Annotated in this window: 11 protein-coding genes; 8 read left to right on the top strand and 3 right to left on the bottom strand. The window is 60.5% G+C overall.

The window, feature by feature from the left end:
* Positions 1-132: 132 nt before the first annotated feature.
* Together olsB and AB4N53_RS26085 are read left to right on the top strand one after the other, a co-directional pair.
* The gene (gene olsB / locus AB4N53_RS26090; RefSeq protein ID WP_016771324.1) at positions 133-888 is read left to right on the top strand and encodes an L-ornithine N(alpha)-acyltransferase; all 756 of its coding nucleotides are present in this window, start codon (positions 133-135) and stop codon (positions 886-888) included.
* Positions 888-1,682 carry a lysophospholipid acyltransferase family protein gene (locus tag AB4N53_RS26085; protein ID WP_460124756.1) on the top strand — a complete coding sequence of 265 codons (795 nt, stop codon included), beginning with the start codon at positions 888-890 and terminating at the stop codon, positions 1,680-1,682. The genes olsB and AB4N53_RS26085 overlap by 1 nt, the downstream gene beginning before the upstream one ends.
* 107 nt (positions 1,683-1,789) lie before the next feature.
* On the opposite strand, the gene AB4N53_RS26080 is transcribed toward AB4N53_RS26085, so the two are convergent.
* Positions 1,790-2,374: an acyl carrier protein phosphodiesterase gene (locus tag AB4N53_RS26080; protein WP_460124753.1), complete on the bottom strand. Its 585-nt coding sequence runs from the start codon at positions 2,372-2,374 to the stop codon at positions 1,790-1,792.
* A gap of 168 nt (positions 2,375-2,542) precedes the next feature.
* Here AB4N53_RS26080 and AB4N53_RS26075 point away from each other — a divergent pair, with 168 nt between their 5' ends.
* From AB4N53_RS26075 to AB4N53_RS26065, 3 genes are read left to right on the top strand one after another with little or no spacing between them, the layout of a single operon-like run.
* A complete protein-coding gene (locus AB4N53_RS26075) occupies positions 2,543-2,845 on the top strand; it encodes an ArsR/SmtB family transcription factor (RefSeq protein ID WP_016771327.1) in 303 nt (100 codons plus the stop codon).
* A gap of 34 nt (positions 2,846-2,879) precedes the next feature.
* The gene (locus tag AB4N53_RS26070) at positions 2,880-4,046 is read left to right on the top strand and encodes an MFS transporter (RefSeq protein WP_056783415.1); all 1,167 of its coding nucleotides are present in this window, start codon (positions 2,880-2,882) and stop codon (positions 4,044-4,046) included.
* Positions 4,047-4,079: 33 nt separating this feature from the next.
* The gene (locus tag AB4N53_RS26065; RefSeq protein ID WP_016771329.1) at positions 4,080-5,129 is read left to right on the top strand and encodes an alkene reductase; all 1,050 of its coding nucleotides are present in this window, start codon (positions 4,080-4,082) and stop codon (positions 5,127-5,129) included.
* Between the two features lie 211 nt (positions 5,130-5,340).
* Here the strand turns inward: AB4N53_RS26065 and emhR are convergent, their stop codons facing one another.
* Positions 5,341-5,973, bottom strand: coding sequence for an efflux system transcriptional repressor EmhR (gene emhR / locus AB4N53_RS26060; protein WP_016771330.1), 633 nt, complete (start codon positions 5,971-5,973; stop codon positions 5,341-5,343).
* 266 nt (positions 5,974-6,239) lie between these two features.
* On the opposite strand from emhR, the gene emhA reads away from it, so the two are divergent.
* From emhA to emhC, 3 genes are read left to right on the top strand one after another with little or no spacing between them, the layout of a single operon-like run.
* Complete coding sequence (emhA, locus tag AB4N53_RS26055; protein WP_039762673.1) at positions 6,240-7,397, top strand: efflux RND transporter periplasmic adaptor subunit EmhA; 1,158 nt, start codon at positions 6,240-6,242, stop codon at positions 7,395-7,397.
* A gap of 3 nt (positions 7,398-7,400) precedes the next feature.
* Positions 7,401-10,565, top strand: a complete 3,165-nt coding sequence (gene emhB / locus AB4N53_RS26050; RefSeq protein ID WP_039762672.1) for an efflux RND transporter permease subunit EmhB — start codon at positions 7,401-7,403, stop codon at positions 10,563-10,565.
* Positions 10,562-12,022 (top strand): efflux RND transporter outer membrane subunit EmhC, encoded by a 1,461-nt coding sequence (gene emhC / locus AB4N53_RS26045; RefSeq protein ID WP_460124748.1) that lies wholly within the window; start codon positions 10,562-10,564, stop codon positions 12,020-12,022. The genes emhB and emhC overlap by 4 nt, the downstream gene beginning before the upstream one ends.
* Here emhC and AB4N53_RS26040 read toward each other — a convergent pair.
* Complete coding sequence (locus AB4N53_RS26040; RefSeq protein ID WP_460124745.1) at positions 11,928-12,512, bottom strand: hypothetical protein; 585 nt, start codon at positions 12,510-12,512, stop codon at positions 11,928-11,930. The genes emhC and AB4N53_RS26040 overlap by 95 nt on opposite strands.
* Positions 12,513-12,566 lie beyond the last annotated feature (54 nt).

Below are 12,566 nucleotides of genomic sequence, written 5' to 3'. Positions count from 1 at the left end.
CATATAAGCATCACCGAACGTTCATGGCGATGACACCGGGGCTACATAGCCTGACTTTGCCCAACACTGCTGCATAAAGAAAGTCGATCGGCTGCAACCCACGACGGGTTAAAGGCCCGTACGGAGATTCACATGACGCAAATCGCCCGCATCAGCGACACCGGCAATGAACGCCGCCTGCAAGCCGAACGCCTGATCGGCGCCGAAGCCTTGCAGCAAGCCCAGGCCCTGCGCTTCGCCGTCTTCAGCGGCGAATTCAACGCCAAACTCAAAGGCGCGGAACTGGGTCTGGACATGGATGATTATGATGTTCACTGCAGCCATATCGGCGTGCGTGATCTGAACACCGGGCGCCTGGTCGCCACCACGCGTCTGCTCGATCACACCGCTGCCAGCAGCCTCGGCAAGTTCTACAGCGAAGAAGAATTCAGCTTGCATGGTTTGGCGCATCTGCAAGGCCCGATCCTGGAAATCGGCCGCACCTGCGTCGATCCGGCGTACCGCAATGGCGGCACCATCGCCGTGCTCTGGGGCGAATTGGCCGAAGTGCTCAATCAGGGCGGCTACAGCTACCTGATGGGTTGCGCGAGCATCCCGATGCAGGACGGCGGCATTCAGGCCCACGCGATCATGCAGCGTTTGCGCGAACGTTATCTGTGCACCGAACACTTGCGCGCCGAGCCGAAAAACCCGTTGCCGACGCTGGATATCCCGTCCAACGTCATCGCCGAAATGCCACCGCTGCTCAAGGCCTACATGCGCCTCGGTGCGAAAATCTGCGGCGAGCCGTGCTGGGACGAAGACTTCCAGGTCGCCGACGTGTTCATCCTGCTCAAGCGCGACGAACTCTGCCCGCGCTACGCCAAGCACTTCAAGGCGGCCGTGTAATGAGCCGGTTGCGGGTGTACGCGCGAATCGCGCGAGTGCTGCTGGTGGTGACGCTGGGGCTGACCATGGCCAGCGTCTTCGGCGTGTTCGAACGCCTCGGTCTGGCCCACTCGATGGAGCGGCGCCAGCGCTGGTCGCGCTTCTTCATGGCGCGGCTGAGCAATGCCCTGCCCTTTCGCGTGAGCGTCCATGGCGAGCTGCCGAAACAGCCGATGCTGTGGGTCAGCAATCACGTGTCGTGGACCGATATTCCGTTGCTGGGCATGCTCACGCCGCTGTCGTTTCTGTCCAAGGCCGAAGTGCGCACCTGGCCGGTGGCCGGCTGGCTCGCAGCCAAGGCCGGCAGCCTGTTCATCCGCCGTGGGTCGGGCGATAGCCAGTTGATCCGCAAACAGATGACCCGTCATCTGCAAACCGAACATGCGCTATTGATGTTCCCCGAAGGCACCACCACCGATGGCCGTTCGCTGCGCACCTTCCATGGTCGGCTGCTGTCGGCGGCGATCGATTCCGAGGTGATGCTGCAACCGGTGGCGATCCGTTATCTGCGTGACGGCGAAATCGACACGCTCGCACCGTTCATTGGCGACGATGATTTGCTCTCGCACCTGATGCGCCTGTTCAGCCATGACTGCGGCGACGTCGAAGTGCATCTGCTCAAGCCGATCGCCTGTCAGGGCCGCGAGCGCGCGGCGCTGGCGTTCGAAGCGCAGCAGGCGGTGCAGAAGGTGTTGTTTGGCGAGGTCGCAAAACCTGCAGAACCGCGCCGCACAGGCAACCTGATAGCCGCCTGAACCAATACAGATCCCCTGTGGGAGCGAGCCTGCTCGCGAAGGCGGCATGTCATTCAGCATCTATATTGGCTGATACACCGCATTCGCGAGCAGGCTCGCTCCCACATTCAGATCTTCATGGGTTCGGAGTTTTGGGCAAAATCCTGCAATTGCGGGTAGAACAGGCTGAAGTCTTCACTCAACGGTTCATACAAACGTCGCAACTCCCGCATCGCTCCCGCCAATTCCTCAGGCCTGGTCAGCCGTCGTGAGATCCCGCGCAACACCTGCTCCAGCACCTCAAACTCGCGATACGAGCCCAGCCAGTCGTTGGCGACCATGTGCGGGGCGATCTTCGCCAGCCGTTCCGGCAATTGCCGTTCGCGGGACAGCACCTGATAGACGTCTGCGGTGAACTGCTCCAGCGGTCGGTCGGCATACAGCGTCCAGTCCCGCGCCAGGCAGTGATCGAAAAACACATCGAGGACGATTCCGGCATACCGTCGCCGCGTTTCGCTGAAGCGCCCCAAAGCAATGTCGACCAGTGGATGGCGATCGGTGAAGGCGTCGATCCGCCGATGCAGCGTAATCGCCGCCTCCACTTCCGGGTCGAACTGGCCTTGCAGCCGACCTTTGACGAAGTCGCCATACAGGCTGCCGAGTAACTGACCGGGGCGCTGGCCGCCGAGATGCAAATGCGCGAGATAGTTCATGGGCGCAGCTTAGCACTGCGGCGACTGATCCATCACGCTCATATCGTTATAACCCGATAGAGCGATTTATGCGCTCGTCAGACCGAATTCATATTGGTATATCGCGATCCAACGATTTAAAGTTCGCTCCATCGCGATATATCGCCACTGCCCCCACGAGCCCAAGCCATGAACCTCGACCTCGACGAAATAATAAAAGCCCTGGCGCACCCAGTACGGCGAGACATCCTCAACTGGCTGAAAGACCCGAAAGGCGAATTCCCCGAGCAGTTGCACAACCACGAATATGGTATTTGCGCCGGGCAGATCGATCAGCGTTGCGGCCTGTCGCAATCGACCGTGTCGGCGCACCTGGCGACGTTGCAACGGGCCGGGCTGATCAGCAGCCAGAAGGCCGGGCAGTGGCATTTTTTCAAACGTAACGAGGACGTCATCCAGGCGTTTCTCAGCACCCTCAGTAAAGAGCTCTGACCCTTAACGTCAGCCAGCCGACAAGGAAACCTGCATGCCCCTTTCGCTCCTCATTCTCGCCCTGAGCGCCTTCGCCATCGGCACCACCGAGTTCGTCATCATGGGCCTGCTGCCCGACGTGGCGGCGGATCTCGGTGTGTCGATTCCCGGCGCCGGCTGGCTGGTCACCGGGTACGCCCTGGGCGTGGCCATCGGTGCACCGTTCATGGCGCTGGCCACCGCCAGGTTGCCGCGCAAGGCAGCGCTGGTGGCGTTGATGGGCATCTTCATTGTCGGCAACCTGCTCTGCGCCATCGCCAGCGACTACAACGTGCTGATGTTTGCCCGGGTGGTCACCGCACTGTGTCACGGTGCGTTCTTCGGCATTGGTTCGGTGGTGGCGGCCAATCTGGTCGCGCCAAACAAACGTGCCTCGGCGGTCGCCTTGATGTTCACCGGTCTGACTCTGGCCAACGTTCTGGGCGTGCCGCTGGGCACCGCATTGGGTCAGGAAGCCGGCTGGCGTTCGACCTTCTGGGCGGTGACCGTAATTGGTGTGATTGCGCTGATCGGCCTGATCCGCTTCCTGCCGGCCAAGCGTGACGAAGAGAAACTCGACATGCGCGCCGAACTGGCCGCGCTCAAAGGCGCCGGCATCTGGCTGTCGCTGAGCATGACCGCGCTGTTCGCCGCCTCGGTCTTCACCCTGTTCACCTACGTCGCCCCACTGCTTGGCGAAGTCACCGGTGTGTCGCCACGTGGCGTGACCTGGACGCTGATGCTCATCGGTCTGGGTCTGACTGTCGGCAACATCATCGGCGGCAAACTCGCCGACAAAGGCATGGCCGCCACGCTGATCGGCGTGTTCATCGCCATGGCCGTGGTGTCCACGGTGTTGAGCTGGACCAGCGTTGCGCTGATCCCGACTGAAATCACCCTGTTCCTCTGGGCCACCGCGTGTTTCGCCGCTGTGCCCGCGCTGCAAGTCAACGTGGTGACCTTCGGCAAGGCTGCACCGAACCTGGTTTCGACCCTGAACATCGGCGCCTTCAACGTTGGCAACGCCCTCGGCGCCTGGGTCGGCGGCAGCGTCATCGCCCACGGCTACGGCCTGACCAGCGTGCCTCTGGCCGCCGCCGCGCTGGCTGTGCTCGCCCTGCTGGTGACCCTGATTACTTTCCGCCAGAACGGCAATGCCGAGCTGGCGCCTGCTTCCAACTGATCAACTTCCTTAATTAAAGAGAGGCTTTTAGACATGGCGACTATTTTCGACCCGATCAAACTCGGCGACATCGAGCTGAACAACCGCATCATCATGGCTCCGCTGACTCGCTGCCGCGCCGACGAAGGCCGTGTGCCGAACGCGCTGATGGCCGAGTACTACGTACAACGCGCCTCGGCCGGCCTGATCCTCAGCGAAGCCACTTCGGTAACGCCGATGGGCGTCGGCTACCCGGACACCCCGGGCATCTGGTCCAACGATCAAGTGCGTGGCTGGGCCAACGTAACCAAGGCGATTCACGGCGCTGGCGGCAAGATCTTCCTGCAACTGTGGCACGTTGGCCGCATTTCTCACCCTTCGTACCTGAACGGTGAAGCACCGGTCGCGCCAAGCGCCATCCAGCCAAAGGGCCACGTCAGCCTGGTGCGCCCACTGGCCGACTACCCAACGCCGCGCGCTCTGGAAACCGCTGAAATCGCCGACATCGTCGACGCCTACCGCACCGGTGCCGAGAACGCCAAAGCCGCCGGTTTCGACGGCGTGGAAATCCACGGCGCCAACGGTTACCTGCTCGACCAGTTCCTGCAAAGCAGCACCAACCAGCGCACTGATCAGTACGGTGGCTCGCTGGAAAACCGTGCGCGCCTGCTGCTGGAAGTGACCGATGCCGCAATCGAAGTCTGGGGCGCTGGTCGCGTCGGTGTGCACCTGGCACCGCGTGCCGATTCCCACGACATGGGCGATGACAACCTCGCCGAAACCTTCACCTACGTCGCCCGTGAGCTGGGCAAGCGTGGCATCGCGTTCATCTGCTCGCGTGAAAAAGAAGGTGCCGACAGCCTTGGCCCGCAATTGAAAGAAGCCTTCGGTGGCCCGTACATTGCCAACGAGAAATTCACCAAGGAAAGTGCCAACGAATGGCTGGCCAGCGGTAAGGCAGACGCCGTAGCGTTCGGCGTGCCGTTCATTGCCAACCCGGATCTGCCGGCACGTTTGCAGGCTGATGCGCCGTTGAACGAGCCGCATCCGGAGACGTTCTACGGCAAGGGTCCGGTGGGTTACATCGACTATCCGACCTTGTAATCACGCTGTAGCGCAGAAACAAGAAAGCCCCTGACTCGTGAGAGTCAGGGGCTTTTTGCTATTGGCGCAGGACAAGCGCAAGCAAACACCGTTTAACAACAGCGACACAATTTCCCTACAAAATCCGCGACTGGCTACGTTTAAACTCTCCGCCGCGATGATCAGCCATGAGGGCTGATTGACATCTCACCAGGCAATTGCGCATTTTGTTTCATTTGCGCAGGCTCGGGCTCAGGCGCAGCATGTCCAGCCCGGTGTCGACCCAGCGTTCAGCCTCGGCGTGCAGTTCGAAGCTGTCCGGGGCCAGCAGCCAGCCGTACAGCAGGCCGTCAATGTAGGCATGAATGCTGATCGCCGCACGGGCAGTGTCGAGATCTTCCGGCAACTGGCCGCGGTTCACTGCGTTACGCAAGGTCAGTCCGATGCGCAGGTTGCAATCTAGACTGGCCGTCCGGCGCTGCTGGCGCAGATCGCACATTTCATCGGTGAACTCGCACTTATGAAACAGAATTTCGTTGATGCGCCGGGTTTTCGGGTCCAGTGCAACTTGATGAAACAAATGAATCAGCAACTGCCGCATGCAGCCCAGCGGGTCAGGTTCGTCCTCGCTTTCGCTGGCCTTGGCCAGTTCATCCAGCGGTTCGTGCAGGCTGTCGAGCATCGCCTGGACCAGATCAGCCTTGTTGCTGAAATGCCAGTAGATGGCGCCACGCGTCACGCCGGCGAGGGTCGCGATGTCCGCCAGGGTGGTGCGGGCAACCCCCCTTTCATAGAAGGCTTTCTCGGCCGCTTCCAGGATCTGGCTGCGGGTTTCCTGAGCTTCCTCTTTGGTACGACGGACCATGGCAGTAAAACCTCAAACAGGATGTTTCAGGGATGGCTGAATATCCGCTGAATAAAGAGGGGGCGATCTCTCGTGAATCGGCTCCCCGGCCTACAATTTCAAACCTTGCGACGACTTTTGTATCAGGGTGGGTACGCGGCGCAGGTGTTTACAAACAACCATGAACGTAAGTATATTACTTAGCAAGCTACTTATCCACCCGGTGCCCGATTTTTACTCTTTCACACTTCTTGTGCGCTTCTTGCGCGCCTGACCCGAGGATCTTCATGCAATTCAAGCCAGCTGTTACCGCTCTGGTCACTGCCGTCGCCCTGGCATCGCTGCTCAGCGGATGTAAAAAGGAAGAAGCGGCCCCTGCCGCTCCGCCTCCTCAGGTCGGCGTCGTCACCCTGCAACCACAAGCCTTTACCCTCACCTCCGAGCTGCCGGGTCGCACCAGTGCGTTCCGCATCGCTGAAGTTCGCCCGCAGGTCAACGGCATCATCCTCAAGCGTCTGTTCAAGGAAGGCGCCGACGTCAAAGCCGGCCAGCAGCTGTATCAGATCGATCCGTCGGTCTACGAAGCGACCTTGAAAAGCGCCGAAGCCAACCTGCGTTCGACCAAGTCGATCTCCGACCGCTACAAGCAACTGGTTGATGAGCAAGCGGTGAGCCGTCAGGAATACGACACCGCGCTGGCCAACCGTCTGCAATCGGAAGCGTCGCTGCAGACTGCGCAGATCAACGTGCGTTACACCAAGGTCTACGCGCCGATCTCAGGCCGTATTGGCCGTTCTTCGGTCACCGAAGGCGCTCTGGTCAGCAATGGTCAGGCCGATGCGATGGCCGTGATTCAGCAGCTCGACCCGATCTACGTCGACGTCACCCAGTCGTCGGTGGAACTGCTGGAACTGCGCCGTGAACTGGAAAGCGGCCGTCTGCAGAAGGCTGGCGACAACGCCGCAGCGGTCAAGCTGACCCTGGAAGACGGCAGCCAGTACAAGCTCGACGGCAAGCTGGAATTCTCCGAAGTCTCGGTTGACCAGACCACTGGCTCGGTGACCCTGCGCGCGGTGTTCCCGAACCCCGATCACACCCTGCTGCCAGGCATGTTCGTCCACGCCCAGCTGCAGGCCGGCGTCAACAGCGCAGCAATTCTCGCACCGCAGCAAGGCGTGACCCGCGACCTCAAAGGCACCCCGACCGCACTGGTGGTCGGCGCCGACAACAAAGTCGAGCTGCGTCAGCTCAAGGCCAGCCGCACCGTCGGTAGCCAATGGCTGATCGAAGACGGCCTGAAAGCCGGCGATCGTCTGATCACCGAAGGGCTGCAGTACGTCAAACCGGGCGTCGAGGTCAAAGCGACCGAAGCGACTAACGTCGGCACCAAGAACCCGGCCCCCGCACAGGCAGCTGACAAAGCCGCCGGCGGCAAAGGGGAGTAACCCATGTCAAAATTCTTCATCGACCGTCCGATTTTCGCCTGGGTAATCGCCCTGGTGATCATGCTGGTCGGGGCACTTTCGATCCTGAAATTGCCGATCAACCAATACCCGAGCATTGCGCCACCGGCCATTGCGATCCAGGTGACCTACCCAGGTGCCTCCGCACAAACCGTGCAGGACACCGTGGTTCAGGTCATCGAGCAACAGCTCAACGGTATCGACAACCTGCGTTATGTGTCGTCGGAAAGTAACTCCGACGGCAGCATGACCATCACCGCGACCTTCGAGCAAGGCACCAACTCCGACACCGCGCAGGTCCAGGTCCAGAACAAGCTGAACCTGGCCACCCCGCTGCTGCCGCAGGAAGTGCAGCAACAGGGTATCCGCGTGACCAAGGCAGTGAAGAACTTCCTGCTGGTGATCGGCGTGGTGTCGCGTGACGGCAGCATGACCAAGGACGACCTGTCCAACTACATCGTGTCGAACATGCAGGACCCGATCTCGCGGACCGCCGGTGTCGGTGACTTCCAGGTCTTCGGTGCGCAGTACGCGATGCGTATCTGGCTTGACCCGGCCAAGTTGAACAACTTCAACCTGACCCCGGTCGACGTGAAAAACGCCATTGCTGCGCAGAACGTCCAGGTGTCGTCCGGTCAGCTCGGTGGCCTGCCTGCCGTCCAGGGCCAGCAACTGAACGCGACAATCATCGGCAAGACCCGTCTGCAGACCGCCGAGCAGTTCAAGGAAATCCTCCTCAAGGTCAACAAGGACGGTTCGCAGGTGCGCCTCAAAGACGTGGCTGAAGTCGGCCTCGGCGGTGAGAACTACGCGATCAGCGCCCAGTTCAACGGCAGCCCGGCGTCCGGTCTGGCAGTGAAACTGGCCAACGGCGCCAACGCCCTCGATACCGCCAAAGCGCTGCGCAACACCATCGACAGCCTCAAGCCGTTCTTCCCGCAAGGCATGGAAGTGGTGTTCCCGTATGACACCACCCCAGTGGTGACCGAGTCGATCAAAGGCGTGGTGCACACCCTGGTCGAAGCGATCGCGCTGGTGTTCCTGGTGATGTTCCTGTTCCTGCAGAACTTCCGCGCCACCGTCATCACCACGATGACCGTGCCGGTGGTACTGCTCGGTACGTTCGGCATCCTCGCCGCCGCCGGCTTCAGCATCAACACCCTGACCATGTTCGGCATGGTGCTGGCCATCGGTCTGCTGGTGGACGACGCCATCGTCGTGGTGGAAAACGTCGAGCGGGTGATGAGCGAAGAAGGCTTGTCACCGAAGGAAGCGACGAAGAAATCCATGGGCCAGATCCAGGGTGCACTGGTCGGTATCGCCCTCGTGCTCTCGGCGGTACTGCTGCCGATGGCGTTCTTCAGTGGCTCCACCGGTGTGATCTACAAGCAATTCTCGATCACCATCGTGTCGGCCATGGCCCTGTCGGTACTGGTTGCCCTGATCTTCACCCCGGCGCTGTGCGCGACCATGCTCAAGCCGATTCCGAAAGGCGAGCACGGTACCCCGAAGAAAGGTTTCTTCGGCTGGTTCAACCGTAACTTCGACCGTGGCGTACGCAGCTACGAGCGCGGCGTCGGCAACATGCTGACCCGCAAGGCGCCGTACCTGCTGGCGTATCTGCTGATCGTCGTGGGCATGATCTGGCTGTTCACCCGCATCCCGACCGCGTTCCTCCCGGAAGAAGACCAGGGCGTTCTGTTCGCCCAGGTGCAGACCCCGGCCGGTTCCAGTGCCCAGCGTACGCAAGTGGTCGTGGATGAAATGCGTGAGTACCTGCTGCGTCCGAACAAGGACGGCGGTGAGGCGGACGCGGTGGCTTCGGTGTTCACCGTGACCGGTTTCAACTTCGCTGGCCGTGGGCAGAGCTCGGGTATGGCGTTCATCATGCTCAAGCCGTGGGGCGAACGTAACGCCGACAACAGCGTGTTCAACCTCGCTGCGCGTGCCCAGCAACACTTCTTCAGCTTCCGCGACGCGATGGTATTCGCCTTCGCCCCGCCAGCGGTTCTGGAATTGGGTAACGCCACCGGTTTCGACGTGTTCCTGCAGGACCGTGCCGGCATCGGTCACGAAAAACTGATGGAAGCGCGTAACCAGTTCCTCGGCATGGCGGCGCAAAGCAAGGTGCTGACCCAGGTGCGTCCGAACGGCCTGAACGATGAGCCGCAGTTCCAGCTGGAAATCGATGACGAGAAGGCCAGTGCCCTCGGCATCACCATCAGCGACATCAACAACACCCTGTCGATCGCGCTGGGCAGTAGCTACGTCAACGACTTCATCGACCGTGGTCGGGTGAAGAAAGTCTACGTGCAGGGCCAGCCGGACTCGCGCATGAGCCCGGAAGACCTGAAGAAGTGGTACGTGCGTAACGCCGAAGGCACCATGGTTCCGTTCTCGGCATTTGCCAAAGGCGAGTGGGTCTACGGTTCGCCGAAACTGGCGCGCTACAACGGTGTGGAAGCGGTCGAGGTCCTCGGGGCTCCGGCGCCTGGCTACTCCACCGGTGAAGCGATGGCCGAAGTCGAAGCGATTGCCAAGAAACTGCCGTCCGGTGTCGGTATCTCCTGGACCGGTCTGTCCTACGAGGAGCGTCTTTCTGGCTCGCAAGCGCCAGCGCTGTACGCCCTGTCGCTGCTGATGGTGTTCCTGTGTCTGGCGGCGCTGTATGAAAGCTGGTCGATTCCGATCGCGGTCATGCTCGTGGTACCGCTGGGGATCATCGGTGCACTGATGGCGACCAGTCTGCGCGGTCTGTCCAACGACGTGTACTTCCAGGTAGGCCTGTTGACGACCATCGGTCTGGCGGCTAAAAACGCCATTCTGATCGTCGAATTCGCCAAGGAACTGCATGAACAGGGACGCACCCTGCGTGAAGCGGCAATCGAAGCCTGCCGCATGCGTCTGCGCCCGATCATCATGACCTCGCTGGCCTTCGTCCTCGGTGTGGTACCGCTGGCGATCTCCACCGGCGCCGGTTCAGGCAGTCAACATGCGATCGGTACCGGCGTGATTGGCGGTATGCTCACGGCCACGATCCTGGCGATCTTCTGGGTCCCACTGTTCTTCGTTACTGTGTCGTCGATCGGTCAGCGCAAAAAGACCGACGCGGATGAGACTACTGAAACTCCTAAAGAGGCTGGCCAATGAGCAAGTCGCTACTCTCCATCGCAGTCGCCGCCTTCGTGCTGAGCGGTTGCTCGTTGATACCTGACTATCAGCAGCCTGAGGCTCCGGTCGCAGGCCAGTACCCGCAGGGGCCGGCATATTCGCCGGCCCAGGCTCCGGCGCAAGCCGCTGCCGAACAGGGCTGGAAGCAGTTTTTCCATGATCCTGCCCTGCAACAGCTGATCCAGGTCGCCCTGGAAAACAACCGCGACCTGCGGGTCGCGGCGCTGAACATCGACGCTTATGCAGCGCAATACCGCATCCAGCGCGCCGATCTGTTCCCGGCGGTGTCGGCCAACGCCGCCGGCAGCCGTCAGCGGGTTCCGGCCCGTGCCTCGCAGACTGGCGAGTCGGGGATCACCAGCTCCTACTCGGCGACCGTCGGCGTCAGCGCCTACGAACTCGACCTGTTCGGTCGGGTGCGCAGCCTGAGCGAGCAAGCGTTGCAACAGTACTTCGCTACCGAAGAAGCACGCCGCAGCACACAGATCAGTCTGGTGGCCAACGTCGCCAATGCCTACCTGACCTGGCAAGCGGACAAGGAACTGCTCAAGCTAACTCAGGACACCCTCGGTGCCTTCGAAGAAAGCTACAAACTGACCAGCCGCAGCAACGAAGTCGGTGTGGCTTCGGCGCTGGACCTGGCGCAGTCGCGCACTTCCGTGGAAAACGCCCGGGCACAACTGGCGCGTTACACCCGCCAGGTCGCGCAGGACGAAAACAGTCTGACCCTGCTGCTTGGCACCGGTATTCCGGCCAATCTGCAAGCGGCCAAACCGCTGGCCGACGACCTGCTCAGCGACGTGCCCGCCGGTCTGCCTTCGGATCTGCTGCAACGTCGTCCGGACATTCTGCAGGCCGAGTACAACCTGAAGGCGGCCAACGCCAACATCGGCGCGGCCCGTGCAGCGTTTTTCCCGAGCATCAGCCTGACCGCCAACGCGGGCAGCCTGAGCCCGGATCTGTCCGGCTTGTTCAAGGGCGGTTCGGGGACGTGGCTGTTCCAGCCGCAGATCAACCTGCCGATCTTCAATGCCGGCAGCCTGCGCGCCAGCCTCGACTACGCCAAGATCCAGAAAGACATTGGCGTGGCGAACTACGAGAAGTCCATTCAAACAGCCTTCCAGGAAGTCGCCGACGGCCTCGCTGCCCGCCAGACCTACACCGAGCAGTTGCAAGCGCAGCGTGACTTCGTTCAGGCCAACCAGGATTACTACCGCCTGGCCGAACGTCGCTACCGCATCGGCGTCGACAGCAACCTGACCTTCCTCGATGCCCAGCGTCAGCTGTTCAGCGCGCAACAGGCACTGATCACCGACCGCCTCGCGCAGCTGAACAGCGCGGTCAACCTGTACAAGGCACTGGGCGGTGGATGGAATGCGCAAACTGCGCAGAACGAACCGCTGAAAGAAGAAGCGCCGAAGATGAAGTTGTTCTGATCATCGGCTGAAAGCCCACCAATTGGTGGGCTTCTTTTGGCATCAAACTACTTCTCGATGATTTTTGCGCTGAACTCTTTAACCACGACCCTGGTTTTACCAGGACTGCCGTATTCTTTGAATTCAAACCAGCAATTTCCCGACACAAAAAAAGATTTGGTTCAACACTGGTAATCTCATTCAGCGTCATCTCTCCTGTTCCTTGTTCGTGGAACCCGCCCCCTCCAATTGTTCCTTCTCCCATAGAAGCACTGGTGACAGTTTCGCTAGGGCCCGGTGCTATCTCATACTCCCCCGCCTTATGTGACTTCATAAAAGAAAGTGCAATTATCGGACCTTTAACACCCGGCTCTCCGAAATGAGCGCCGACAAACCAAAGATCACTGGACTCTTGATGGCTAATGCTTACTTCGTTGGTTTCCAAAGTGGAAACGCTTCCGCCTTTATAAACTTCCAGACTAAAAAAACCTTTTACTATTTCGCTGTTCATCTTGACTCTCCAATACGTTAAGAAAGCAGACCTGCATCACCAGACTATTACACA

This window comes from Pseudomonas sp. H3_E04 (genome assembly GCF_054668915.1).
The sequence above is the reverse complement of the archived record's forward strand: the minus strand, read 5'-3'. Positions and strand labels throughout refer to the sequence as shown.

Excerpts from the sequence above, each read along its gene's own strand:
- AB4N53_RS26080 (WP_460124753.1), bottom strand. The coding sequence starts at position 2,374 with ATGAACTATCTCGCGCATTTGCATCTCGGCGGCCAGCGCCCCGGTCAG.
- AB4N53_RS26075 (WP_016771327.1), top strand. The coding sequence starts at position 2,543 with ATGAACCTCGACCTCGACGAAATAATAAAAGCCCTGGCGCACCCAGTA.
- emhA (WP_039762673.1), top strand. The coding sequence starts at position 6,240 with ATGCAATTCAAGCCAGCTGTTACCGCTCTGGTCACTGCCGTCGCCCTG.
- AB4N53_RS26065 (WP_016771329.1), top strand. The coding sequence starts at position 4,080 with ATGGCGACTATTTTCGACCCGATCAAACTCGGCGACATCGAGCTGAAC.
- emhR (WP_016771330.1), bottom strand. The coding sequence starts at position 5,973 with ATGGTCCGTCGTACCAAAGAGGAAGCTCAGGAAACCCGCAGCCAGATC.
- olsB (WP_016771324.1), top strand. The coding sequence starts at position 133 with ATGACGCAAATCGCCCGCATCAGCGACACCGGCAATGAACGCCGCCTG.
- AB4N53_RS26040 (WP_460124745.1), bottom strand. The coding sequence starts at position 12,512 with ATGAACAGCGAAATAGTAAAAGGTTTTTTTAGTCTGGAAGTTTATAAA.
- emhC (WP_460124748.1), top strand. The coding sequence starts at position 10,562 with ATGAGCAAGTCGCTACTCTCCATCGCAGTCGCCGCCTTCGTGCTGAGC.
- AB4N53_RS26070 (WP_056783415.1), top strand. The coding sequence starts at position 2,880 with ATGCCCCTTTCGCTCCTCATTCTCGCCCTGAGCGCCTTCGCCATCGGC.
- emhB (WP_039762672.1), top strand. The coding sequence starts at position 7,401 with ATGTCAAAATTCTTCATCGACCGTCCGATTTTCGCCTGGGTAATCGCC.
- AB4N53_RS26085 (WP_460124756.1), top strand. The coding sequence starts at position 888 with ATGAGCCGGTTGCGGGTGTACGCGCGAATCGCGCGAGTGCTGCTGGTG.